Raw genomic sequence first — 24,344 nt, 5'->3', positions numbered from 1 at the left:
AAATGTGGGCGGGATTACCTCTGCCGCTTGGAATCTATGGTCTACAAAAAAATTTTACAGCTTTAAAAAATGTGTTGAGTTAGGATATTTGTTTTCACTTATAAAACCAAATTTAAGATAAAATGCACCTGCCTGTGTTGTATCTGTGTAAAGAACAAGGATTTTGAAATAAATTTTAGCAGCAGTGATTATTTCCTTCAACACAAGGCTGCCAATACCTTTTTTGCGATATTCTCTGGAAACATAAAATCTTCTTACCCTCCCTATTGTTTTATCATTTGTGATGGGATTTATATTCAGCCCACCGATTGCTATTAGCTCCTCTTTCTCGTTAAAGACACCATATAAGCATTCACCAGGTTTATTAAATGTATTAGTCCCTTGTATATAGTCAAGCTTTAATCTTTCTAAGAAATGAAACCCTTCTTCTTTGCTTTCTTCAAGCAACGGATCTATATCTACACCGGAAAGGTTCTCTATCGGGTGTATTTTGAATGTTGACATTTTCCCTCCTGAAATTTTAAAGTTTTGCACCAACTGATAATTTGAACTTGTAAGACTTTATATTCAAATACAGCTTGTGAGTGTTATAAGCTAATCCGCTACTAAAGCAACCCAAACTTTATAAACCTGGCCATCATACTGTGACTGCACTTTAAATTCAGGAATTGATGCCAGCAAAAAAGAGAGTGCAAAGGCAATCTTGCAATCCGGGGTTATGTATCCATCAAATAGTCTTCCATAGATTTCATTGGCAATTGAATCCGCCCTAACTTCAGCTTCTCTTAGACTATCAAAGATAAACTCTTCCGTTTTCCATCGAACCTCCATTTTGACACCTCATTATATCGATCAATTTAATGTAAGAATAACTTAAATTTAAAACCATCCTTTATCCAATTACTTCATTGCTCCTTTTGCCATGCTGTGATCAGTGCTATCACTTATCGCAGTTTGCAGTTAAGTAAAGCGCAACGTCTCTGATCTTTTCATCAGTCTCAGCTTCAGCTGCACCAAGTGCATTTAGCCAATCACCTTTAGTATAATCACCATACAATTTCAAACTTCTTAATCCCTTGGAAAACGTCTCAACAATAATTCATACGGTTAACAAATCATCCTAAGTGAAATAAAGAGATGAATTTTAAACATAAAATCGATCTCATTACTCTTTTCAGAAAATTGTTATTTTTCTCAAAGTATAACATAGATGCAAATATTCAAGTTCATTTCCAAAACAAAAACCCTTCCACATCTGAAAGGGTTTTTGTCACTTTATTATTCCGACCCGTCAATCGGATCCACAATAACTTTTCCGTTTTCATCCAATAAAGGTGTTAATCCGCTTCCTTGATTATTCCAAACATGCAAATAATTAACACCTGTTTTACGATCCACTAAAATGTAGATTAGTCCGAGCTGATAATTTTGGACTAGTTTTTCATCAAATCGTTTTTCTTCTTTGTTTTTGTCTCGAAACATGCTTCCACACTCCTAATTTAATTTTTAAATAGCGTTTTAGTTTCATTCGTTATGTTATTTAAAAGGTCCCCTGTTTATTTTCCTCACCGCTAGCGATCTAATCCATTTTTCTTGTAAGCGTAAATAAAGATGCCTAGAGAAACAATCAGCCAGCCGAAGAGTACACCTATGTCAGTTGTATTCCATTGGTATCCACCTTCTGAAAACAAGCTGTTGACATAGTTTGTTAATACACCTGTATACGTGTAGTTTAAAACTTCGGCAAGGTCTTGCTGCAGAACTTTTAGCACTGGTACTGACGTTAAGATTAGTGTGATCGGTAAACTGATTAAAGAGGTTTGTGCTTGGTTCTTGGAAAATATGCCAACAATATAGCCAATTAACAAGCTGATAAAGCTGGCCACTGTTGTAATGATAAAATAACTGGCAAAAGGGAGTTCTGTAAAAGAAATACCGCTAACAGGAATTATGATCAAATTCGCTAAAACTAGAATCACAAGTGGCGGAATTAATGTTCCAATTAGATATTCTAACCCGTTAACCGACGATGTCATCAGAACTCGTAATGTGTTCTTTTCCTTTTCTTCCGCTAATGGACTGCTGCTCATTGAAATACCGGCAATGGCGATGTTAAAAACAACCCCAAAACTTAGCACAAAGGCACTGGTGGAGAAACTCAATCCCTCTTCATTTACATTTAAATCCGGCATGATATTTTTCATGACGATTGCGAACCCTATTGCAAAAACAGGTCCTAAAATGACACCGAGGTTGTTGATTAATGTTTGAAACTTCATCCCAATAATCGCTTTTACTTTTCTCGCCGAAACGCTCACACTAATTCCCTCCCGGTTAATTCTAAAAATACTTTTTCTAATGTCGGCTCACATGAATGAATGGTCATAAGCTCGTCATTTGCCATCCACTGGCCAATTTTTTGCCCTGTTTCGTCTGAATGGGGTAATGTCAGCTCTCGTTGATCCTTTAGCAAGACTCTATAGCTTTTGTTGCGATTATATTTTAGGCATAATGCCTTGGGGGATCCATATTCGACTATAATGCCATCATTCAGAAGAGCAACATGATCGCAAAGCTTTGTTGCTTCGTCCATATTATGTGTGGTCAGGAAGATCGCTGTCCCACTTTCTTTCAATTCTAACAAGAGTTCATGAATGGCTTCGGCTGTACTGGGATCTAGACCACTTGTTGGTTCATCTAAAAACAGCACCTTCGGCTGATGCAATAAAGCTCTTGCAAGAATTAACCGCTGAGCCATGCCCTTCGATAATTTACTCGCAATTTTGTGTTTATCCTGCAGCAAACCAACCCGTTTTAAAAGGAAGTCAATGCGTTCTAGGTCCACATCTAATAACTTTGCGAACAGCTTTAGGTTATTGTATACGGACATCCTTTCATATAATCCGCTATTATCTGTCACAATGCCTACTTGTTCATAAATCGTTTCATTTATCTGTTCTACCGGCTTTCCTAAAACGGACGCTGTACCTAAAGTTTGTGTTAATTGACCTGTTAATATTTTGATAGTTGTAGTTTTACCAGATCCAGATGGTCCTAGAAAACCAAAAATCTCTCCTGATTTTACCGAAAAATGAAGATCTTTTAAAGCAGATTGATCTTTGAACGTTTTCGATAAGTGCTCAACGTAAATCACTGTCGACTTATTCAATTGCGTTTCTCTCCCTTATTATAAAAGATATTTAGCCTGGCCTCCTAAGTAAACATCCCTCAATTGGTCATGTTCTTTTAAGCCGCCCCTCTGACTTTAGTTTAGGTAAATGCAATGAAAAAGTCGTAAAAGTCCGCTGAATCGTACCAAAAAAAGCCCAAATGCATCAAAAAAAGGCTGAAATGTACCCATTTCACCCTCAGTTGTACCTTAAAAATCAATATATTGTTTCATTTCCTCTAAACGATTCCGTGAAAGCGGCAATTTCACGTGAGGGTTTCCTTTCAAAATTAATGTATAGCTATTTTTCGAATAACTAATTAATTCTGACACACGCTGCAAGTTCACTATATAGGAACGATGACATCTGAAAAAACCAAATTTACTTAATTTTTCTTCTAAGACATTCATTGTTAAATCAGTTGGAAAATACTCTTCATCTATCCGTATATTACTGACACTATTAATACTTTCAATGTAATCAATTTCATCCGGACTAAAGAAAATCGTTTTATCAGCCATTTTACAGCTCACTTTAAACACATTCGTCGGTTTAAAGATATTTTCATCCTCTTGCTTCTCATGAGAGGCATCATCCTCATCAAGAGCAAGATCCGTTTTTTCGAGTCCTGTCGATGTATGATATCGATAAACCTCACTGCTTAATAACAATAATTCCTCGATGGAGTTGGATGTAAATAACGTAGCAATCTCTTTTGACCGAAACATTTCTAATGCCTTTAAATATAGCTCGATTCCTTCAGCTGTTTGATTATGTAAAGGATTTTCGATTAAAATCACATCCGGAGTGTACAAAAACATGCGAAATAAACTGACCCTTTTTCGCTGATCCTCTGTCAGCTTTTTAATTTTTGTTCGCCAAACATCCAAAAGAGAAAAGGCAGGTATGTAATCTTCCAAATCGTAAGCGAAGTTTGCAATTTGCTTAAAGAAGTTCAAGTAACTTTGTACGGTTAACGTATCATATAAGCCATCATCTTTATGTTGTGATAAAACTTTGTCCGTCTCGATTTGTATTTGACCACTTGTCGGCGGAACAGTTCCGGAAATCAAATTAAAAAGCATGACACTTTCTTCACTGGACATTTTTATTCCGATTTGATCGTTCCTTCTAAGTGCTAAGTTGATATTTTTTAAAATGATACGATGATCTTCTTGTTTCATGACGTTTTCTAATGAGAGTAGATTCATCAAATGCACACTTTCTTTTTTGTAATTTTATATGAAATAACAACTCAGTTTATTTTTCACAAGTATGCACAAATTATTTTCCGCAGCACTTCTTATACTTCTTCTCGCTGCCGCATGGGCATGGTTCGTTTCTGCCAACTTTTTGCCTTGTTTTCATCTCAATAATGTTGCTGCTGGCAGGTGTTGCTAACCCGGCTGTTGGCTTTGTATTTGGTTTGCGGATTTCTTTTGGTGCGTAGCCTTTCAGGTACCATTGTTTTGTATGATTGACTAATGCCATAACAGGAAACATAAAGTCATTTACCTCATCAACATCCTGAAAATCTATGTATTCCTGTATATAAATCAGAATTTCACCAAATTGCTTGCCAATCTTTATGAGAAATACAATTTCTCCTGCAATGTCTTCTGCTTCGGACTTTTTCAAGGGATAGTGAGTCAGCATGTATTGCACCAGCTGCTGATAGCTGGCGGTCTGATCAATGTAGCCAGGTTCACTTGCTTTAAGCAGCTCTTCCTTTGTAAAGGGATAAAAGGCAATATGCGGTCGCATATTATGTTCATTTTTGAGTTTATCTAAATCTTCCAGTTCTTCATGCTGAACATAACCGTCTTTAAAAATAATTTCTGAGTCATATACTCTGCGATCAATTAAAATCTCTAAATACATGAGCAGATTTACTGGCTTTTTCAGCAGTTTTTCAAACATCGATAGTAACTCATCGTAAGAGACTGCACCGTAATAATAAAGTATTCCTTTTGTGATTTTTAATAACTCAGTGTTTCGTTTGACTGCTTGTTTTATCTCTGTGCTTTCACAAAGCGCCTTTAGTTGCTCTACTAGATCTGCTGGAATATAAAGGACTCTTTCTCCGTTAATAGACCCAGTTGCTACTATCCCACTTTCACGCAAATAGCTAATCTTTTGATGAGATAAATCAGTAAATGCATAAGACCCTCCATTTTCGAGAATTTTATTAATCACCTGCATTCTCTCTGCATCAATACGTGCCAAAAAAGATTCCATTTGATTTACGATGCTTTCAATTAGCACTTCTATTAATTGTGCTTTTTTTAATGCACTGAGTCCCTGCAGCTTATAAAATTTTCGAATGGTATCTAATTCAGCTTTTGTCTTCTTGCTCAAGGTTTCTTTTAGACTAATAGGGTATTCTACTGTTGCATAAAGCTTTTTATCTCTCTTTTCTTCCTTCAATATAACCGTTTCTTTCATATTGGAGAGTGCCTGTAAAAGTTGTTTCTCTTGGTTGCTGCTCATTTTATTACTCATTTCTTTCACTCCATTATATCTTCATACATTCTTAATTGATGACGGTATTCTTTTCCTATGTGTTCAACATTTAGTTTTCGCTGCAGATCAACCGGGAGAATAAAGATGATCTCTTCATTGCACAGGTCACTGCTGTTAATCTCACTTATTATTGTATATCCGGAAACCTCATCGCCTATCATAGCAAGCTGAAACTTGGATTGTCCATAAATATTGACAGAGAGTTCAATGAACATCTCATGCATTCTTTTTAACCATTTGTTTTGCTTGATGGTTAAAGGATAGTGAATTGAAAAGTATTCTTCTATTTCACATAGCGGAATTGAAACTATGACGGAGGCTGTTTCATCATCAAGAATGACTTCAACAAGGCTGTTAAGGGTGATCGTTTCTGAATAAGTAAGTTTTCCAATGAACGAATATATTTGCTCTTTACTTATCTGAATTGGAAGCTGGACAGGCTGGCGTTTTTCTACATAGTTATCCTTATACACTAAATTCATGTGCTTTGCCATGGTTTTGAGCGCTGCATTTATAACTTCTTCGTCTCTTCCGTCATACTGCATTTCCAGTTCATAATAGCTTCCACGCCATTGAGCAGGGTCGCTTATTTTTTTGGTCATTGACATCTCCCCCGTCATCTTATTGCATCTATGATTTGCATTTATCATTGTAAAACCTTACGAACGCAGCTTCACACGATAATGTCCCATCGATTTTGGTACTCCTTTTAATTCAAGAAACCCTGTATAGATTAATTCCCTTATCCGATATTCCAAATAGTCCGCATGTTTGAATTCTTTACAGTTTTCCAAAACCTCACCAATAACACTGCCGGTTTTAATAAAGTCTTTTTGTTCCTGTGCCTCATGTAATATTTTGATCGTATTTAAAATCAGTGAATCATATTGATTCTGTTTCACTTCCATTATTTTATTGTCACGAAAAGTCCGCAAAACTCCCTTAGCCTGTGAGAGTGTCTCCCATTCTTTATGATATTGATACAGCTCTGCTTCATTTAATGCCTTAACTTCCCCTCTTTTTTCAAAAAGAACTCTAACATCTTGAGAGGCAAGATGACTTGTATATAAGAATTTGTGTTGTGCATCCTTTGTGGTTATGTATTTTTCATAGAGTTCAACAAAATTCATTAAATAAATCACATTTGCTTTATGCCGCAGTATGTATAAAATAAACCGCAGGAATGTTTGTTCAGATGCATCGTTTCCATACCAGATATAAATCGGCAGAGTTTCTGGAATGTCTTCGATCTCCCGCAGCATATTCCTAAATTTATTTTCACCTTCAAATTCTTCCTGCTCACTATTAATATGGTCAAACAGCCATTCATTGCGATACTCTTGTCCTTCTTTCTCATGCAGCTTCCAGATGGGACCGATTGCTAGAAATTCAGTAAAGCCTATAACAGCCTTTGGATGCTGCACTCCTATTCTAACCGTTCCTGCTGCGGATTCGGAAGATACAATATGTACGCTATCCACTTCTTTAAATGGATTTCTGCTGAACGGTTTACACGCCAGCAAGTAGCGATATTGCTGGATGCTGTTATTTACTTCTTCAACCATATCATTTAATACATCCTGATAGACGAATATACTGAATCCTTCAGGCGGGTTTGTCTCTTCATGTTTAAATGTTTCAAACGCTTCCTCATCAGCTATTTCAAATGATCTCCACTCGCCATTTTGAGTCCAATTCGAAACGGTTAAATACTCCGTAGATTCCATTTTATACATATAGACCCTATTAGGCTCCTGATAAAAATATACAAACGGAAATCTGACTTTGCTTTTCACGGCGATCCTCTCCTTTTCGATAAATTTTACCATACTCATTCATGTAAAAAAGCGCCATTTCCAATTAGAAAATGACGCTTCGTTTTTGAGGTCAGAAAAGAACCTCATTTTTTCAGCTGTACTCTATATATTCTCTTGTTTAATACTCTCAATAATATTATCCTTGTTCACTTTTCGGATTGAGTACAGCATGGCAGTTCCTACGATTAGGAAGATACTTATGATGCAATAGATTATATTCATCCACGGAATTTCAAATGTATATTCAAATGATGAAGTTGTAGCATAATAGATCAGATACATCACAATAAAGCTGAGCGGAAGGCCATACAGTAAGGATTTGAGACCGTAAAAGAGGCTCTCATAGCTGATCATTTTATTAAAGCCCATCGGCGTCATGCCTACTGACTTGAGCATAGCAAACTCCCTTTTTCTAAGGGAAACACTAGTTGATATCGTGTTAAAAATATTCGCAACTGAAATCATTGTGATTAGCGCTATAAACCCGTAGGTGAAGACTGAGAGAATCAATATAAGCTGCTCCTGCTCCTGCCTGGCTTTGTATAAGTTATAAACATAAAGATCAGCATCGGCGTCTTCGATCATATCCTGCAGTTTTAATGGATCTGAACTGCGAAGAAATACACTTGAATTAGCCATTTCCTGTGTGTCAGTTGTCACTAACTCATTAAAAACCGCTTCGGTTGTAATTAAATTAACACCGCCGATACCACCGTAATTAACCCCCATCGGAATCACATTTGTTTGAGCCACTATGGTCACATCTGCAAATTCATTTTCGATTGATTGCTCATAATCATAATAAAACAAAGATAGTGAATCACCAATTTCCTTAAAAACCGCTTCTGTTTCGACAAATTTTCCACTTTCTGCGTCTTCGTATTGTGCTGTATTTACCAAGATGACCGGGTGACTTTTTAATGGTTCATCTGTAAATGATTTCGCACCAATTTGTTCTGCGTAATCTTTAAAGTTTTTTTCATCCAGACTGGTGACAGAAGCGTAATATGGAACTCCCTTTTCATCCAGCTCCATTAATCCGCTTTTTATGTCTTCCTGAAACGGTAGAGCTGCCTCTTCTTCTGTTACATAAAAGTTTAGGTCAATTTGTTTTTGCAGCACCGAACTCTCAACCAAGTCGAATTCTTTAATACTTGCCAGCTGTTCTGACTTTTCTTCATTACTGCTATTGAGTGAAACTCTAATGTCAAAATTAATCCCTTCCTGTGAAAGTTCTAATGATTTTTTTAAGCTATCGGTAAAATAGGAGACAGATAAAAATAAGAGTATGCTGATGACTAGGGAAAAAACGGTCACATTATAGCGGCGTTTGTTTCGTTTTAAATTTTTGAGACCTATTTCTCCTTCGATGCCAAATAGCTTTCTCACAAGTTTCGGTGTTTTAATCTTTTTGCCAGTGAGTTTTACATCCTGTGATTGGCGGATCGCATCTATTGCTGATATTTTTGAAGCTTTAACAGCCGGTAAATAGGTTGAAATAAAGATGGTTGCTAACGACAAAAGGCATGCTGTCACAATTGACATTGGTGTAATGACCACCGTTAATTTTTCTGAAATGCCTAAAGCTCCTTCAATCATGTCATTAATTAATAGGAAGGTTATCCATATACCTGTTAAACCAGCGATGATCCCCAGGGGAATACTGATAAGAGCAATGACAAAACCCTCAAAAAAGACGGAATTCCTTTTTTGGCGTTTAGTTGCCCCCACACTTGACAGCATCCCTAAATGACGGGATCTTTCAGATACACTGATCGCAAACGCATTATAAATCAATGCAATCGACCCGATCATGATAACTGCGACAATAATAGCCAGGAGAGAATACAAAGTGGTTTGTAAGTTTGCATTATCTGTGACACCGTAATAGCGGAGCAGACTATCATTAAAACGTAAAAATGTTTTCTCCAATCCAATGCTGTTTGCTAAAGCTCCCGCATGGTCAAAAATATCCTTATTAATGTCTTTGACGATCACAGATACATCAGCTGAAAGATCAGCTTCATTATGATCAACAAAAGAAATAATCGTATATCCAGGCGACCATGTTGGCTCCCATTCTGGTCTATCAATCATGCCAACAATTTTAAATGTCTGTTCAGCAGTTTCTGCAATTGTTTCAGCGGTTTCGCCGTCCAGCTGAATAAGCGAGTCGGTTTGTTTTAATTCTCTTTCAGGATCAGCGTCAGGCAGAGTATTCACTCTCTCTCCCACCTGCAGTGTCAATTCATCACCAACCTGGTAAGAAACTCCTCCATTTGTTTCAATATGCTCTGACAGAACTACTTCATTACTTGCTTCTGGCAATCGGCCCTCTTTTAAATGAACAGGATAATTCTTTAAGCCAGCTGTATCAAAGGATTTAATAAAGACATATGGCTTATTTTCATTTTCCGAGCCTGTTAATAAGGCATAGCCATCATTTCTTGATAGGAAGGATGCATGGGTTTGTTCGTCTTCTTGAATTTCCTGTATTTGTTCTTTACTTACATTTTCGTAAGACACATGCCATTCACCCTCATTGGCAATGGATTGTTTTTTAAATAAATCTAGAAAAGAGACTCCTAATGTCGTTACGGCAGCAATCATCGCAACAGAAATAATCACACCAAAGATCGTAACGAGCGTTCTCCTCTTATTCTGTTTCAAATGCTGAATGGTCAGCTTGTTAACGATATTCATGGATGAAGCACCTCATCCTTTGCAATCCTGCCATCTTCAATCGAAATAACGCGATCTGCTTCGAGTGCCACTCGTTCGTCGTGGGTAATCACAATGAGTGTTTGCTTAAACGTTTTGTTAAACATTTTCAGCAGGTCCATAATTTCTTCGCTGTTTTTGCTGTCCAGATTACCTGTCGGTTCATCTGCAAGCATAATGGCAGGCTGACTGATTAGCGCTCTTCCAATGGAAACACGCTGCTGCTGTCCGCCTGATAGCTGATTGGGCAAATGATTCAGCCGATGATTTAAACCCAAAGTCTCCACAATATCTGTAAAATGCTGATTCTCAACCTTATGTCCATCAAGCAGTACAGGCAGAGTGATATTTTCTTCTACCGTTAACACAGGTATTAGATTATAAAATTGATAGATCAATCCAATTTGCCTGCGTCTGAAAATCGCAAGCTGTGATTCATTTAATCCATAAATATCGGTATTGTCAACGAGCACTTTGCCGCTTGATGGGATATCAACACCGCCAAGCATATGCAGCAAAGTTGATTTTCCAGAGCCGGATGGCCCAATAATCGCCACGAACTCCCCCTTCTTGACCGAAAAAGAAACATCATCAAGGGCTTTAACGGCTGTATCTCCTGTTCCATACACTTTAGACAGATTCTCTATTTTTAAAATATCCATATCTTTACCTCCAACAATCAATTTACATAAAGTATATCTGCGTAAAATGACTTTGCCGTGACTGTAAAATGACAATTTAGTCACTTAAGCTCTTACAGGATTTGTTTATATAATTTGATGTGGAATGTGGTTCCTTGGTTCAGTTCACTTATGACCGTAATAGCGCCATTCTGCCTTTTAATAATGCTATATGCCATGGCCAGTCCAATTCCAATGCTGTCATCGCCAGCATTTTTCCCTTTGTAAAATCGCTTAAATATGTATGGAAGATCTTCTTTCGAAATTCCTCTGCCATTATCAGTAATGACGATTTCGGTAAAAAGAGCATTTTCAGAGCAGGAAGCCTTGATGCGTCCGCCTTCCTCCGTATGCTCCACACAATTCTTCAGAATGTTCACCAGTGCTTCCGCTGTCCACTTGGCATCTCCGATAAAATATGCTTTGTCCTCACCAGTCTGTTCGAATGTTTGATTTTTTATATCCATAGGAATCAGCAGCGGCTGTATCGCCTGCCTTATAACATCGGCTGCATTCACTTTTTCCTTTTTAAAATGGATTGTGCCAGCATCAATTTTTGACAGTTTTAATAAGGAAGACACAAGCCAGTCAATTCGTTCAAGCTGTACGGTCATGCTGCGGGTAAATTCTGAACGCTTTTTATCATCTAAGTTGCTGTCGTTCAGGAGATCAGACATCACCATCATTGAGGTTAGAGGAGTTTTTAATTGATGTGAAATATCAGATATAGCATCAGTCAATTCCTGCTTATTCTTTTGCAGATAAGTACTTTGATCAGAAAGCTTCCTTGTTACTTTGTAGATTTCATTTTTTAGAATACTTAATTCACCTTCATAATTATCACGAATGTCATACGCTATGCTTTCACTGCTGATTTTCCGCATATAATGTGTGAGTTTTTCAATTTCCCGATAGCGCCACCGTGTAAATAGTAAAAAAGCGGTGAGTAACAAAACTTCCGTTGCGGTAATATAAATAACAGCCTCAGCTGTTAGAAAAAATGTGGCTGCTCCAACTATTAGCAGACTTATTGTCATTAATGCAACCAAAAATAATTGCAATTCTCTGTTCCTCCACATGCTACTCACCTACTTTATAGCCAATACCGCGGACTGTTTTAATGATTTCTGGTGTTTGCGGATGGTCCTCAAGCTTTTCACGCAATCTTTTTATATAAACGGTTAGGGTGTTATCATTCACAAAATCACCTGCTACATCCCATAACTGTTCAAGCAGCTGTGCTCTTGACAGCACTTGTCCAATATGATTGCTGAAGATGAGCAGCAAACGATATTCAAGTGCAGTTAGAAATACTTCTTCCTCCCTTTTGAAAACTTTACCTTCCAGCGTGTTAATGACTATATGGTGAATTTCGATATTATTTTTGTTCAGTGGCTGTTTCGAGTATCTGCGCAGCACAGATTTAATTCTCGACAGCAGTTCCCGAATCCGAAAAGGCTTTGTAATATAATCATCTCCACCCATATCAAGGCCCATCACTACATTCACTTCATCGTCGAAAGCTGTTAAAAAAATGACCGGGAGATCCTTGCGCTCTTTAACGTATGAGCATAAATCATAGCCGCTCCCGTCTGGAAGTCCCACATCAAACAAGCAGAGATCAATACGATCTATCTCCTTTGATAAAATATCCAGTGCTGAAGCAGAATTATAACAAAGAATGGATTCAAAACCATCTTGTTGTAATGTATATTCAAGTCCTGCAGCAATCGTTTTGTCGTCTTCAACAATCATAATCGTAACCATTTTATTCACCTCAACCTCTAGCATAAAGGATCAATGAAGTGATAAGCAAAGTTTAATTACTTAAAAATTGAATACCCCTGCACAGGGCAGGGGCAAGTTGATTAATGCTTCATTTGATTGTTCATAGGCATTTGCATTTGCCCTGGTGTTGAAGCTGGCGCGTATGCATTTGTTAAAGCCTGCATATCCTGTGCTGCCAGTTGTGGCACTTGGTAGTAATGGTGTTTGTTTTGATAAATCGATAACTCATAAGCCATTTCGATGCAGTTTGGCACAGAGTCAGCGAGCACTCGGCGTACAACTGGGTTTGTTACTTCAAGTGCAGACATTGTTTTTAGTGACGCACCTGATTTGTGAGCAGAAAGCAGGCATCCTGAAATATACTCATCGTTGATTTCAGACGCGGATTGGAATGGCTTCTTCGGCTGTGTTGGTGTTAAGCCGTAAATAAAGTCATTGTTTTGTGTCATATTGTATGTTTGTGTCGGAACTTGAGGATTTTGTCCAGTCTTGAAGCATTCAACGGTTGTGTTATACTCCTGCACAAGAAAAGCATGCTGGCGATTCATCATATCGCGCAACTCTGGATCTTGCACATGCTCCTTCAATAACACATACTGATTGATTGTTCCAACGCCCGCAGAAAGGACTTCATTCAAGTCAAAAACCTCATGACCACCATGATTCATTTGCGGTGGTACAGTACCTGTGTGCATATTTTGATGCATTTGTCCCTGTTGTTGGTTTTCCATGTCATTACCTCCCTTTGTAGTCTCAGTGTTACCTTGTTATTATGAAATCTTTTCGAGTAGTTATTCACTTGTTTTCAATAACCAAAAATAAGCATAAATCGAAAGGATTACAGGAAAGAGAGTATAATTGGAAGTTGGATATTTTGTGCTTCTAGATCCTCATAATCATGAAACAGCAGCCTTTCACTCAGCCTTATATTTTCGCTTTAATTTGCTCACGAATGCTTTCTAATTCCTTGATCGGCAGCGATCCCAGTGATTTCATGATTTCTTTTTCAATGGATTTGCGGTTTCGTTCACGAAATCCATCCCACCATTCACGGAGTCCTTCAGTATTTTTGAGTAAATATTCGATATCAATTTCCTCAACCTCGTCATCTGACAAGTATGTTAATACTTCACCGAGCATTCGATTGAGTTGCTCGATTTCATCTTGATCGCTGTTGTGTTGGTGTTCATTCGTTTGAATTGTTTCAGCCTCTGTTTCATCAGGTTTCTCAGCTTTTTTTGGCATTAAGATCGCTCCTGTTTTTCTTTTTAATATGCCCTGGTTGAAGGGTCAGCAGTCGATTTTTTTGTGAGTGTATGGTTTTAGAGGTAATCTTAAGAAGGGATCCTTGTTGACCTTACTGAAATAAGCGGAGATATTACTGTTATTTGCTGAATCGAGTTATTTTCGGGGAAAATAAGCGGAGGTTTTCCCACTATTTCAAGAAAAATAGCCTATTTTTACGTTTTTCGGGCAGTTAGTCGGAATTTTTCCGTCTATTACAGCACTTTTTCTGTAATCTTACAATTTAAGCGGAATTCTTCCGTCTATTTTATCTGGATGAAGGGGTCCCCTTGTCTGCCAGTCGATGAGGGCGGAATCAGTACATTTTTTATCAACTAGGTTAGAAATGAACATGATACTTGTTAGCCTACTGAAATAAGCGGAGATTTTCTTGTTATTTACTGAATCAAGCTATTTTTTGGGAAAATAAGTGGAGGTTTTCCGACTATTTCAAGAAAAATAGCCTATTTTTATGTTTTTTGGGCAGTTAGTCGGAATTCTTCCGTCTATTACAGCACTTTTTCTGTAATTTTACGATTTAAACGGAATTCTTCCGTCTATTTTATCTGGATGGATAACTCAATTCATAATAAGGTCAAGATTGACGCCTTCACTCCATAGTACATCAGATTGGAGCCTTTATCCTATCTCCCAGTCGATAAGTGCGGACCCTTTTTTGACCTGATGCGGGAATCAGAAGTTTTTTATCGACTAGGTTAGAAAGTACTTTTTTGACAGTTTTATCACTTAACTTCAAATAATGTAAAACTTCCTTAGGGGAAATGGCTTCTCCTTTTCGAACCGCTAGCCGGATTACTTCCTTTTCAGCGAAGGACAAGGATGTTTCATCCAGTTCATCACCCAGCCATTGACCGATCATTTGCTGAACAATCTGTTGACAGCGGCGTGGCTTCTCTTTTATTTGGTCATAAGAAAAGCGAATCACGGTCCATCCATCAATCACTAACTGATTTTGACGATCAAGGTTGTCGGTAAATTGCCATCTGCTTATGTTTTTTAAATGAGGTCCATACCCGTCAATCTCAAAACATATCCGAATTCCTGGGCGAATATAAGCAAAATCCAAATACCTTTTGCCGTCCTTGAAATCATCAACTTCATATTCTGGATGAAGGTACTTGAACTGATAAAATATCGGCCACCACACTTGCTTCAAAAATAGTATTTCAGCCTGACCATGGCCTTCTTCCAAGCGCCGCAGCCGTTCCCCTGTTCTTGCCTGCATGTGAGCATTTATAAACGCCTGATATTCTTCTTCATATCCCATTGAATTCCTCCTTTTCAGTAATAGTTTCTTTGAAGGTTCTTCTTTATTAGAACCTAAATCATACCCAAGAAAATTTTTAGAAGAGTGTTTTGGTTTCCAGCATAGCTATCTTTTAACCTGCATTAATTTGATAGAACATTGGAAGAAAGGTTGAAATTTCCGGTGCAGATGGAGATAGTAAAACCTACAGAGGATAGTAATAAAGGAAAGAGCGGATGTTACTATTTTAGTTTATTATAAATATTACAATTGTCAATTTATATTCATTATATACCGAGACCAACATACACAGTTGAATACAAGCTATATCAGTTATAAACCATTGCTCCTCAGTCTGTATTGTATTAATTCTACATATTCTCCTAAGTATTCTTCTTTTCCGTTTCTGTTTATTTCTTGAAACCCCAATCTTTCAAGCATTTTACGTGATCGCAGGTTATTTTCATGCGTTTCAGCATTGTATGTAGTTATCCCAAAATTCTTTGTACCATATTCCATTAATTCTGCCGCAGCTTTTGTGCCAAGTCCTTGACCCCAAAGGGTTCTGTCACCAATCGCGATTCCAAATTCGGCAGTATGGTTCTTTATATCTGCCAAGTCCCCATATCCAATGAATCTTCCCTCGTGCTCAACCCCTAATCTGACAAATTCAATAGAGAAAGTGTACACTTGATTGAGCCACCAGTCATATAATTCTTCTGGCTTTCGATCAATCTGCCAGCCATTTGCATGACAAAAAACTTCATCTGTACTCCAATTGAGCACATATTTGTAATCATTCATTGTTATAGATCTGATTTTCACTGTTTCCTCCAATTCACTCTGTCCTTTCATTCATCTCAACATACAGTTTTAAGATCTGTCTTTGTAAACCATTTGAATGATTCCAAAGAAAACAATCGCACTTCCAACAATAAAAATAGAAAAACTCTTCAATTCAGACGAAGATAATTGTAAATCTTGGTTTATGAAAAATTGCATTTTTTCATTTAAGGAAACAGGTATGGTCATGATCGTTAAAAACATGCCGATTACAGCAAAAATGCCGTATATTTGAAGAGCCTTTTTTATTGTTATGTTTTTCTTAGTATGTATGTTTATTTCAGCAGCTCCTTTTGTTTGCACTTCCAATCTTACTCCTCCTTTTTCTGTCTCTCTTTCTATACGAAGATATAAATAGAAAGTTCCATATTTCATCGGAGGTAAAATACATTTTTATACAGCAAACTTTTAATGTGATCGTGCAGTTGTTACTTTAGCTTAGCATCATATGTACTAGTATGCTGCTATATCTTAAAGGAGTACAAAAAAGTCCGCTGGCAGCGGACTTTCAAACGTGATATGAGCGGTTTGGATCGCATTTCTATGAGTAACACAATTTAGTTAAAAGCATACGGATTTTGGTGGTGTCGCGTTTCACTTTTTCTCAGGACCTTTTACCAGTTACTAGGTTTTGTATCCTATTTCACTCAATAACACGACTCTTTTTTACTAATTTATGGGTTTTGTGTCCTGTTTCTCTCAATAACGCGACTCTATTTACCAGTTTTTGGAGTTTTATGTCTTGTTTCACTTAATAAAGCGACTCTATTTACCAGTTTTTGGAGTTTTGTGTCCTGTTTCACTCAATAACGCGACTCTATTTACCAGTTTTTGGAGTTTTGTGTCTTGTTTCACTCAATAACACGACTCTATTTACCAGTTTTTGGAGTTTTATGTCTTGTTTCACTCAATAAAGCGACTCTATTTACCAGTTTTTGGAGTTTCGTGTCCTGTTTCTCTCAATAACGCGACTCTATTTACCAGTTTATGGAGTTTTGTGTCTTGTTTCATTCAATAACGCGACTCTATTTACCAGTTTATGGAGTTTTGTGTCTTGTTTCACTCAATAACACGACTGCATTTACCGTTTTCTGGATTTTTGTGTCCTGTTTCTCTCAATTACACGACTCTATTTACCAGTTTATGGATTTTCTTATCTTGTTTCACTAAATAACACGACTACTATTACCAGCTATTTGATTAAGGTGTCCTGTTTTCCTCAATAACACCACTCTATTTACCAGTTTTTAGAATCGTATGTCCTGTTTCTCTCAGTAATACGCCAGACATCACCATTTAACGGTATCCCAGTCCCCTCACCTAACAATAAATGAAAGCCTAGCTTTTTCTTCCCCATTTATAAGAATAGCTATCGTGTGATCACCAGGATAGTGTTTTCTAGTCGTCATATCTCTAAAGGTTTGTTTCTTTTTGTAAAAAAGCGGTCTATCCTTAGAGATGATATTTTCGGTTATTTTAAAAATTTTAGCCGACTGTTTGTCATGTGCTTTTGCATACTCAATCCGGTATTCAAGACGGATTGGAGTCGGTTCGATTCGTTCTGAAGCAACGGCAAACGAAAAATGAAGATCTCCGCCAATATGAATCGAGTCATTTTCAATAGTGAGATTTTGTATGTTTAAATCATTCGCTCCTAAATATCCGAATAAAGCAAGGGCAGCAGGGTCGCCCTTTTTCAAAAGTGTTCGGCATGCATGTTTGATAATCCAATCTGTATAAGGATGTGAACCAATCCATCTTTGTGCTAATTGGAGGACAAGTTCTGGATGATCCTTTGAGATATCATTTAAATTATTGGCTACACTCTTACGAACATATAAAGACTCATCTTTCTTCAAAAGCTCCAGAATCGGAATAATAGGAGAGGGATCTTTTTTTAGTGGCTGAAGGGCCATACCCCAAGGGAGCCGGGGACGAATTCCCTCACTTGCCAGACGCCTTACATTGGCATGGGGTGAGACTGCCCATTTCACCATTTGTTCTGCCATCTTGTCTAGATCCTTTAGGATAAACGGCCGCACGGCAAATTCAGATGTCGAATACATAGTGAAATGTTCCAAGGCAGCAATAGATAACTCCCAGTGTTCCAAGCCAAATACTTCAACATAGTCTGGAAAAATGATGGCTGCCAAATCTTCATTTTTAAAATGGGGTGCAGCTTTCATTAGAAGATGCAAGCTTTCTTCGTAATCTCCAGGCAAACCTTCATTCAGTTTTAGTGTAATATGACGCATCCGTTCCTTTAATGTTCTTTGCTCCCATTGTTCATCAAAAACAGCAGAAGTAAATACCTCGCCGTTAAAGGGAGGATATTCATTCTTAATAGAAGAGATAAGTTTATTAATAAATGATACATTGTAGATGTCTTTTAATGCAGAAGCCATTTCAGCGTCTCTCCTTTAGATTAGAAGCTTAATGATTCATCAATAAAAATTGCGTTTTGCTGCCTGTTTGGGTTGCAGTTACTTCTAATCTTGCATCAATTCTTTCTTTCAGCTCCGGCACATGGGAAATCACGCCTACTAGACGGCCGCTGCTTTGAATATCAATTAAAGATTCGATCGCCTGATCTAATGATTCAGGATCGAGAGTGCCGAAGCCTTCATCAATAAACATGGTTTCAAGCGAAACCCCGCCTGCATAGTTTTGAACAACATCAGCCAGGCCAAGTGCCAACGCAAGAGATGCTTTAAAGCTTTCTCCGCCTGACAATGTTTTCACATGTCTTTCCTGTCCAGTATATTGATCATAAATAAGCAGTTCAAGTCCGCTTTGAACATTTCCTTTTGAGCGGTCTGTTTTGCGCAGCAATTCATACCGTCCGCTCGTCATTTTTGTGAGACGGCTGTTGGCTTCCCGTAAAATATCATCTAAAAAGGCCGCAAGAACAAAACGTTCGAATGTGATTCTGTACGTATTTTGACCTTTTGAAATGTCAGCCAAGTGGCCAATAAGCTGATAGCGCTCTTCCAATTCCTTCATGGAAGCATTAATCTCATCGATCTTTTGTTTTGTTGCTGTGTTATCTCTCTTTTTGATCGTTAATGCGGTATATTGCTCCTGCAGAATGGAGATTTGCTCGTCCAATTCCTTCAGCTGATTTCTCATTGCCTCTAGATCAGGTGCTTCAACATTGTGAAGGAGCTCTGAAAGCTCAGATATTCTGTCTGTTACAGAACGCAGCTCTTCTCTATAATTGCGGATGAAGCTGTCAAGATTCTGAAGCTGCTGTTCCGTACGCTTTGCCTGTTTATATTCTCCATATACTTTAAAGCCTTGTTTTTGCATTTTTTCTACAAATAAATTGCGCTCAATTTTTAGCTTTTCATAGATTTGACCAGCGTTTTTCTCCAGCAGCTCTAATCTGGCATTTTCCGCAGCGTGCTTTGATTGTGTCTCCTGATATAACTTTTGTGCTGCTTCAAGCTGTTTGAGCATTTGCTGCAGTTCATTCTCGGCTTGCTGCAATTGCTTTTGATAAAGGTGTACAGATCGCAGCTCAGCTGGTATTTTTCCTGTCATACGAGTCAGCTCTGTTTGTTTTTCAGTATACAAAATAGTTGCTTCATTGACTCTTTCTCCGGTGGATTGAAGTTCCTTTTGAAGGTTTTTCTTCGTTTCTTCACCACTTTTCAGCTGTTTTTCACATAAAGAAAGTCTTTCTTTTTCGTTGCTGTATTCTTTTTGTGTAAGTGTTAATTTCTGTAGCTTATCTTTAGTTGTTTGAAAAAGAGATGGCAGCTGCTCCATCTGATAGTCAGGAGAATACTTACGTATGTCCTCTTCTAAATCATTTAACGTATCAAAGATCGCTTGCTTAGCCGATTGTGCCTGATAAAATGCAGACTCAGCCTGCCCTTTTTGCTGTTCCGCTTTGACCAGTATTTCCTTGGCTGCATTTAAATCTTCATCTGTTGGAACCTCGCCGCTTGCATGTGCAGGCAGCGGATGATGATTTGAACCACAAACAGGACAAGCCTCTCCATTAGCCAGTTTCCCGGCCAGCACAGCAGCCTGGCCTTTAAGCCACTTGTTTTCTAATGCTTCTTGAGTTGCTTTTGCATCATCTAACTGTCGTTTTGTTTGAGTATAAAATTCTTCTTTTTCATCGTGGATCCTATCTGCTTCATGATAGCGATCAGATTGATTTTTAAGCTGCTGCAGCTTTTGCAGCTCATTGTTAAGCCTTTCGATGATATGCTCATTTTGTATAAACTGAAGCTGATTTTGTTCCAATTTACCTTTTTCTGCAGTTAATTCTTCAAGTCTGGCTTCTATTTGTTTTTGACGTTCCTCAAGCTCAGAACGCTTCTCTTTTAACTGCTGGAGATTTTTATTTGCTTCCCTTGCTTCAGCTTCTACAGCTGCAAAAGAATAGATATCCTCTTGAATATTCTTTAAACGATTGACGTTTTCCTGAGCAATTTTTCTTTCCTCTTCCTTAAGCTGTTCCGCTGTCGATAATGCCTCATGTTTTTGAAGCAATTGGGATAAATCTGTAAAACGGGTTTCGGCTTGTTTGTGCTCCTGCTCGGCCACATCCAAATCACGCTTCAGCATATGACATATTTCTTCCTGCTGCTCCAGAATGGCTGCTTTATGCGCAAGCGCAATCTCGGCGTCCTTTTCTTCAACAGATGTTTTTAAACCATCCAATTCGATCTTACGCTGCTGCAGGCTTTCTTTTATTTCCAGCTGCTTGACGATATTTTCTGCTTCATAGATCTTTTGCTGTAGTTTGTTTCGTTTCTCATGCTCTGTTTTGCCTGCTTTGATGAGCTGCTGAAGAGCTGCTTTCATGAATGATAATTCTTCCTCTAGAAGCGGAAGGATTACAACATCATTTGTGCTTTCTGCATCGAGATAGTTCTTCAGTTCATCAGAAAAAGATGCATGTATTTGCTGAATTGCATGTGATCTATCATCAAGACTTTTTTCCACTGCCTTTTTTAATTGTGACGCTTCTTCTTTTAATACTTCTTCCATTCTTTTATAAAGTTCTGTATGAAAGAGGCGCTGCAGAATCAATTCTTTGTCCTTGCTGTCAGACGTAAGCAGTTTACGGAACTCTCCCTGTGGAATCATTAAAATTTGCCGAAATTGATTGCTGTCAATGATCATGATTTCTTTTATTTTTTCATCTACATCTCTTACATTAGACGCGAGGAGCTGCAATTTTCCGTCCTTGTCATATATATATAGCTCAGCTTTGGCTCCAACCGTAGTCGTTCCATCGCCCCGTTCTTTTTTCTTAATTTGCTGTGGAGATCTCGAGATAAAATACGTTTTATTTCTTAGTGAAAATTCAAGTGATACTTCTGTTGCTATACTGTTATGTGCAAATTGGCTCCGCAGATCACTGCCATTTCGATCTTCGCCGCTCGCTTTACCATATATCGCAAAGCTGATTCCATCAAAAATGGTTGTTTTGCCAGCACCTGTTTTACCAGATATTACAAACATTGTTCTCATTCCGAGTTGTGTAAAGTCGATCTCTTCTTTTCCTGCGTACGGCCCAAAGGCTTGCATTGTCAATTTTAGCGGTCTCATTTCAATGCTTCCTCCTTCCGTACTTTTTCAATGACATGTGCAATCGCTTCTTTTCTTTCTTCAGTAAAAGGAGACGTTGTCATTTCCTCATAAAATTGCTGAAATAAATCGAGCTCAGATTTTTTCCCGTCCTTGATAGAAGTAAAAGTTGATTTCTTTTTCATATCAGTTATTGATATTTTTCGCTCTAAATGAAGAACATTTGGGAAAACCTTTCGGAGCTTGTTAATGGGGTCAATTAAAGCTCCTTCATCTAATAGATTAATTTTAAAATAATCTTCTACATTTTCTTTTTCATAGAAAGAAGGATCTAGTAATTCTTCTAGGTGTCCTTCTATTTCTCTCATATCTTTCTTAGGCTGAATCGAACGTGTGCGAAGCTCGAACTCTCCATTTTCTTTCATCTCAATAATGGATATAGATTTATTTTGCTTTGCTTCAGAAAAAGAATATTTTAAGAGAGACCCAGAATAGCGGACTGTATCATGCTTGATTGCGTCTGGGCTATGCAAATGCCCTAAAGCCGTATAGCTGAAAGGTGAAAATACATCAGCATGCACACAGCCTGAGCCGCCAACAGATAATGTCCGCTCCGAATCGCTCGTTTTTCCGCCTAACACAAAGGCATGTCCAATCAATACATTCGGTTCAGCATGATTGATGTTTTTTTCAATCTCTCCTACCACTCGTTTCATTGCATCATTATGAGAGTGAATACTTGAATCATCAAATAAGTGTCGCACCATACCAGGTTCTGCAAATGGAACTAAATAAAAATTCACACCGTTGATAGAGACCGGCTGTAAGTCTGATTTCAGCTTCCCTTCCAGGTAAAATTGGCTTTTCTTATACCAAGAGCTTCCAAAGGAAAGGCGTTCAGCACTATCATGGTTGCCTCCTATAGCAACAATCGGAGTGTTTAGCTCTACATTAATCTTAAATAATACTTCATTCAACAATTCAACCGCTTCAGTTGGTGGAACAGAGCGATCGTATAAATCACCGGCTATGACAACTGCATCCGGCTTTTCTTCTTCGACAACTTCAATAAATCTCTCTAAAAAGTAGCGCTGATCCTCTGTCATATATACACCGTGCACAAGCTTCCCTAAATGCCAATCAGCAGTATGTATAAACCTCATTGCCTTTCCTCCCCATTCCCTATTATTAAAATCTATTATAACAAATCAAAAATGGGCATAGGAATATTTGTTCTATTTTAATTATTTTAATTTCGTAGGATGAGGTTTTTTATGTTCACCATTTACTAACTCTGCAAACAAGTCCCCTGGAGGTGTCTGATCTGCAATAGGGTTCTGAGCTGTAAGCCCCATTAACCTTTTGAATTCGCCAACAGTAAGAGGCTTTGCTTCATCAGTTAACTCATAGCCAATTTGTCCATTAGGTTCCAGAGTTGCTGTTTTTATATTCTCTATCTTACTTATACCCGCTATTCGAATGCGCATCTCCAGTTCATCAACAGTAATGCGCAGTTTCCTCATCTGCTGCACATCAATGATGCCATCTTGTATAATGACTTTCGATTTTCCTGTAATGAGCTTCTCGATCACATTAAATTGCAGCTGCATGTACTCCATAAAAATAAGAGCAGCCACAAAGATTCCTGCTGCTACAACTGTTTTCCACACACTTTGTTCAACAATAGGTTTAACTATTAGAGAACCAATTGAAATCATAACGACAGTTTCTGCGAGAGACATTTGCGAAATTGACTTTCTGCCGGCAAGCCTTAATATGAGTACACCAGCAAATACCATTATAATAGCTGCTAAAGCAAAGTTCATACATTATCACCTTTCATAAAAATGGACATTTTGATTATTAGACTGAGGGTATTCCCGTAAATGGTAAGAAGAAGTCTTAATGTTAGGTAAGAAGGCTATAATAAAAGCAAGAACTCGTTAGAAGTATGATTTGACTAGTAAAGAATTAAAATTGGATATTTTATTTTTCGGCTCATTAATGGAAAATATTCGGTATTGAGGAAAGTTTTTAAGAGGATTGGTTAAAATATAAAAGCAGCCGAGGCAAATGCCAGGGCTGCTTGGTTAGTTTGCGATTATAGTTTGTTAACGTTTGCAGCTTGAGGTCCGCGAGCACCTTCAACAACTTCGAAAGATACTTCTTGACCTTCATCTAAAGACTTGAAGCCTTCAGTTTGAATAGCAGAGTAGTGTACGAATACATCGTTTCCGTCTTCGCCTTCGATGAAGCCGAATCCTTTTTCAGCATTAAACCATTTAACTTTACCGTTTTTCATAAGAAAAATCCTCCTATTGACTAAACCATTAGCCATCTTTAATCACCATTTACAACGATTATGCTTTACCTACACTACAGTTCCCAATCTTGTTTAAAGAGACGGAAAAGTTGCTAAAAAAGTATAACACGATGCAGAACGGCTATTTTTAACTTAGCATTATACTTTAAAAATGTCAACAATTTCCGTTTCCTCTATTTCCCTCTATTGTTTCATTTTCTCAGGCAAACTCTGGATTGAGTTGACGACAACATCAAGCTTTGCTTCGATCCGATTTAGTAAGAATAAGGTTACTACAATCGGAAAACCAACATCACTTATAATTTGAGAAATCTCATCCATCTTATTACCCTCCCTTCCTATTTATAAAAAATTGCTATCGGTCATTTCACAATAGAG

The 24,344-nt window shown here is 37.8% G+C and carries 25 protein-coding genes; all 25 read right to left on the bottom strand.

Annotation, left to right across the window (positions count from 1 at the left end; all coding sequences use genetic code 11):
* Positions 1-54 precede the first annotated feature (54 nt).
* Positions 55-504, bottom strand: coding sequence for a GNAT family N-acetyltransferase (locus tag F7732_RS03085; RefSeq protein WP_151572189.1), 450 nt, complete (start codon positions 502-504; stop codon positions 55-57).
* 90 nt (positions 505-594) lie between these two features.
* Complete coding sequence (locus F7732_RS03080; RefSeq protein WP_151572188.1) at positions 595-831, bottom strand: hypothetical protein; 237 nt, start codon at positions 829-831, stop codon at positions 595-597.
* Between the two features lie 109 nt (positions 832-940).
* Positions 941-1,063, bottom strand: a complete 123-nt coding sequence (locus tag F7732_RS23195; protein ID WP_275670906.1) for a hypothetical protein — start codon at positions 1,061-1,063, stop codon at positions 941-943.
* A gap of 215 nt (positions 1,064-1,278) precedes the next feature.
* Positions 1,279-1,482 carry a DUF6440 family protein gene (locus F7732_RS03075; RefSeq protein WP_151572187.1) on the bottom strand — a complete coding sequence of 68 codons (204 nt, stop codon included), beginning with the start codon at positions 1,480-1,482 and terminating at the stop codon, positions 1,279-1,281.
* 89 nt (positions 1,483-1,571) lie between these two features.
* A complete protein-coding gene (locus tag F7732_RS03070; protein ID WP_240056506.1) occupies positions 1,572-2,318 on the bottom strand; it encodes an ABC transporter permease in 747 nt (248 codons plus the stop codon).
* Complete coding sequence (locus tag F7732_RS03065) at positions 2,315-3,169, bottom strand: ABC transporter ATP-binding protein (protein ID WP_151572186.1); 855 nt, start codon at positions 3,167-3,169, stop codon at positions 2,315-2,317. The genes F7732_RS03070 and F7732_RS03065 overlap by 4 nt, the downstream gene beginning before the upstream one ends.
* Positions 3,170-3,379: 210 nt before the next feature.
* Positions 3,380-4,381, bottom strand: coding sequence for a LytTR family transcriptional regulator DNA-binding domain-containing protein (locus tag F7732_RS03060; protein WP_151572185.1), 1,002 nt, complete (start codon positions 4,379-4,381; stop codon positions 3,380-3,382).
* Positions 4,382-4,454: 73 nt separating this feature from the next.
* Complete coding sequence (locus F7732_RS03055) at positions 4,455-5,672, bottom strand: SEC-C metal-binding domain-containing protein (RefSeq protein WP_151572184.1); 1,218 nt, start codon at positions 5,670-5,672, stop codon at positions 4,455-4,457.
* A 5-nt stretch (positions 5,673-5,677) separates the two neighbouring features.
* Positions 5,678-6,295, bottom strand: a complete 618-nt coding sequence (locus F7732_RS03050) for a hypothetical protein (protein ID WP_151572183.1) — start codon at positions 6,293-6,295, stop codon at positions 5,678-5,680.
* 57 nt (positions 6,296-6,352) lie between these two features.
* Positions 6,353-7,489, bottom strand: coding sequence for a DUF1835 domain-containing protein (locus F7732_RS03045; protein ID WP_161598826.1), 1,137 nt, complete (start codon positions 7,487-7,489; stop codon positions 6,353-6,355).
* A 123-nt stretch (positions 7,490-7,612) separates the two neighbouring features.
* Complete coding sequence (locus F7732_RS03040) at positions 7,613-10,213, bottom strand: ABC transporter permease (RefSeq protein WP_151572181.1); 2,601 nt, start codon at positions 10,211-10,213, stop codon at positions 7,613-7,615.
* Positions 10,210-10,893, bottom strand: a complete 684-nt coding sequence (locus tag F7732_RS03035; protein ID WP_151572180.1) for an ABC transporter ATP-binding protein — start codon at positions 10,891-10,893, stop codon at positions 10,210-10,212. The genes F7732_RS03040 and F7732_RS03035 overlap by 4 nt, the downstream gene beginning before the upstream one ends.
* A 92-nt stretch (positions 10,894-10,985) precedes the next feature.
* Positions 10,986-11,990 carry a sensor histidine kinase gene (locus F7732_RS03030; protein WP_151572179.1) on the bottom strand — a complete coding sequence of 335 codons (1,005 nt, stop codon included), beginning with the start codon at positions 11,988-11,990 and terminating at the stop codon, positions 10,986-10,988.
* Position 11,991: 1 nt separating this feature from the next.
* Positions 11,992-12,678, bottom strand: a complete 687-nt coding sequence (locus tag F7732_RS03025; protein WP_151572178.1) for a response regulator transcription factor — start codon at positions 12,676-12,678, stop codon at positions 11,992-11,994.
* 101 nt (positions 12,679-12,779) lie between these two features.
* Positions 12,780-13,430, bottom strand: coding sequence for a spore coat protein (locus tag F7732_RS03020; RefSeq protein ID WP_151572177.1), 651 nt, complete (start codon positions 13,428-13,430; stop codon positions 12,780-12,782).
* 193 nt (positions 13,431-13,623) lie between these two features.
* The gene (locus F7732_RS03015) at positions 13,624-13,944 is read right to left on the bottom strand and encodes a hypothetical protein (RefSeq protein WP_151572176.1); all 321 of its coding nucleotides are present in this window, start codon (positions 13,942-13,944) and stop codon (positions 13,624-13,626) included.
* A 664-nt stretch (positions 13,945-14,608) separates the two neighbouring features.
* Entirely contained in the window at positions 14,609-15,271 is a 663-nt protein-coding gene (locus tag F7732_RS03010; protein WP_151572175.1) for a DNA-binding response regulator, read from the bottom strand.
* 312 nt (positions 15,272-15,583) lie between these two features.
* A complete protein-coding gene (locus tag F7732_RS03005; RefSeq protein WP_240056505.1) occupies positions 15,584-16,075 on the bottom strand; it encodes a GNAT family N-acetyltransferase in 492 nt (163 codons plus the stop codon).
* A 48-nt stretch (positions 16,076-16,123) separates the two neighbouring features.
* Positions 16,124-16,402 carry a hypothetical protein gene (locus F7732_RS03000; RefSeq protein WP_151572173.1) on the bottom strand — a complete coding sequence of 93 codons (279 nt, stop codon included), beginning with the start codon at positions 16,400-16,402 and terminating at the stop codon, positions 16,124-16,126.
* A 1,007-nt stretch (positions 16,403-17,409) separates the two neighbouring features.
* Positions 17,410-18,498, bottom strand: a complete 1,089-nt coding sequence (locus F7732_RS02995) for a DNA alkylation repair protein (protein ID WP_151572172.1) — start codon at positions 18,496-18,498, stop codon at positions 17,410-17,412.
* Between the two features lie 28 nt (positions 18,499-18,526).
* Positions 18,527-21,664: an SbcC/MukB-like Walker B domain-containing protein gene (locus F7732_RS02990; RefSeq protein WP_151572171.1), complete on the bottom strand. Its 3,138-nt coding sequence runs from the start codon at positions 21,662-21,664 to the stop codon at positions 18,527-18,529.
* Positions 21,661-22,806: an exonuclease SbcCD subunit D gene (locus F7732_RS02985; protein WP_151572170.1), complete on the bottom strand. Its 1,146-nt coding sequence runs from the start codon at positions 22,804-22,806 to the stop codon at positions 21,661-21,663. Before F7732_RS02985 ends, F7732_RS02990 begins: the two co-directional genes overlap by 4 nt.
* Before the next feature lie 81 nt (positions 22,807-22,887).
* Positions 22,888-23,469: a DUF421 domain-containing protein gene (locus F7732_RS02980; protein WP_151572169.1), complete on the bottom strand. Its 582-nt coding sequence runs from the start codon at positions 23,467-23,469 to the stop codon at positions 22,888-22,890.
* A 275-nt stretch (positions 23,470-23,744) separates the two neighbouring features.
* Complete coding sequence (locus tag F7732_RS02975) at positions 23,745-23,945, bottom strand: cold-shock protein (protein WP_066446209.1); 201 nt, start codon at positions 23,943-23,945, stop codon at positions 23,745-23,747.
* Between the two features lie 204 nt (positions 23,946-24,149).
* Positions 24,150-24,287 carry a YvrJ family protein gene (locus F7732_RS02970; protein ID WP_066446212.1) on the bottom strand — a complete coding sequence of 46 codons (138 nt, stop codon included), beginning with the start codon at positions 24,285-24,287 and terminating at the stop codon, positions 24,150-24,152.
* Positions 24,288-24,344: the final 57 nt, after the last annotated feature.

Origin of the sequence: Bacillus mesophilum, assembly GCF_008923265.1 — a bacterium.
GTDB lineage: Bacteria > Bacillota > Bacilli > Bacillales > Cytobacillaceae > Cytobacillus > Cytobacillus mesophilum.
Note: the sequence above shows the minus strand (reverse complement) of the source record. Positions and strands in the feature narration are given on the sequence as shown.

Excerpts from the sequence above, each read along its gene's own strand:
- F7732_RS03075 (WP_151572187.1), bottom strand. The coding sequence starts at position 1,482 with ATGTTTCGAGACAAAAACAAAGAAGAAAAACGATTTGATGAAAAACTA.
- F7732_RS02990 (WP_151572171.1), bottom strand. The coding sequence starts at position 21,664 with ATGAGACCGCTAAAATTGACAATGCAAGCCTTTGGGCCGTACGCAGGA.
- F7732_RS03035 (WP_151572180.1), bottom strand. The coding sequence starts at position 10,893 with ATGGATATTTTAAAAATAGAGAATCTGTCTAAAGTGTATGGAACAGGA.
- F7732_RS03030 (WP_151572179.1), bottom strand. The coding sequence starts at position 11,990 with ATGTGGAGGAACAGAGAATTGCAATTATTTTTGGTTGCATTAATGACA.
- F7732_RS03060 (WP_151572185.1), bottom strand. The coding sequence starts at position 4,381 with ATGAATCTACTCTCATTAGAAAACGTCATGAAACAAGAAGATCATCGT.
- F7732_RS03055 (WP_151572184.1), bottom strand. The coding sequence starts at position 5,672 with ATGAGTAATAAAATGAGCAGCAACCAAGAGAAACAACTTTTACAGGCA.
- F7732_RS03015 (WP_151572176.1), bottom strand. The coding sequence starts at position 13,944 with ATGCCAAAAAAAGCTGAGAAACCTGATGAAACAGAGGCTGAAACAATT.
- F7732_RS03025 (WP_151572178.1), bottom strand. The coding sequence starts at position 12,678 with ATGGTTACGATTATGATTGTTGAAGACGACAAAACGATTGCTGCAGGA.
- F7732_RS03040 (WP_151572181.1), bottom strand. The coding sequence starts at position 10,213 with ATGAATATCGTTAACAAGCTGACCATTCAGCATTTGAAACAGAATAAG.
- F7732_RS03085 (WP_151572189.1), bottom strand. The coding sequence starts at position 504 with ATGTCAACATTCAAAATACACCCGATAGAGAACCTTTCCGGTGTAGAT.
- F7732_RS03020 (WP_151572177.1), bottom strand. The coding sequence starts at position 13,430 with ATGGAAAACCAACAACAGGGACAAATGCATCAAAATATGCACACAGGT.
- F7732_RS03050 (WP_151572183.1), bottom strand. The coding sequence starts at position 6,295 with ATGACCAAAAAAATAAGCGACCCTGCTCAATGGCGTGGAAGCTATTAT.
- F7732_RS03080 (WP_151572188.1), bottom strand. The coding sequence starts at position 831 with ATGGAGGTTCGATGGAAAACGGAAGAGTTTATCTTTGATAGTCTAAGA.
- F7732_RS02980 (WP_151572169.1), bottom strand. The coding sequence starts at position 23,469 with ATGAACTTTGCTTTAGCAGCTATTATAATGGTATTTGCTGGTGTACTC.
- F7732_RS02985 (WP_151572170.1), bottom strand. The coding sequence starts at position 22,806 with ATGAGGTTTATACATACTGCTGATTGGCATTTAGGGAAGCTTGTGCAC.
- F7732_RS02970 (WP_066446212.1), bottom strand. The coding sequence starts at position 24,287 with ATGGATGAGATTTCTCAAATTATAAGTGATGTTGGTTTTCCGATTGTA.
- F7732_RS03010 (WP_151572175.1), bottom strand. The coding sequence starts at position 15,271 with ATGGGATATGAAGAAGAATATCAGGCGTTTATAAATGCTCACATGCAG.
- F7732_RS02995 (WP_151572172.1), bottom strand. The coding sequence starts at position 18,498 with ATGGCTTCTGCATTAAAAGACATCTACAATGTATCATTTATTAATAAA.
- F7732_RS02975 (WP_066446209.1), bottom strand. The coding sequence starts at position 23,945 with ATGAAAAACGGTAAAGTTAAATGGTTTAATGCTGAAAAAGGATTCGGC.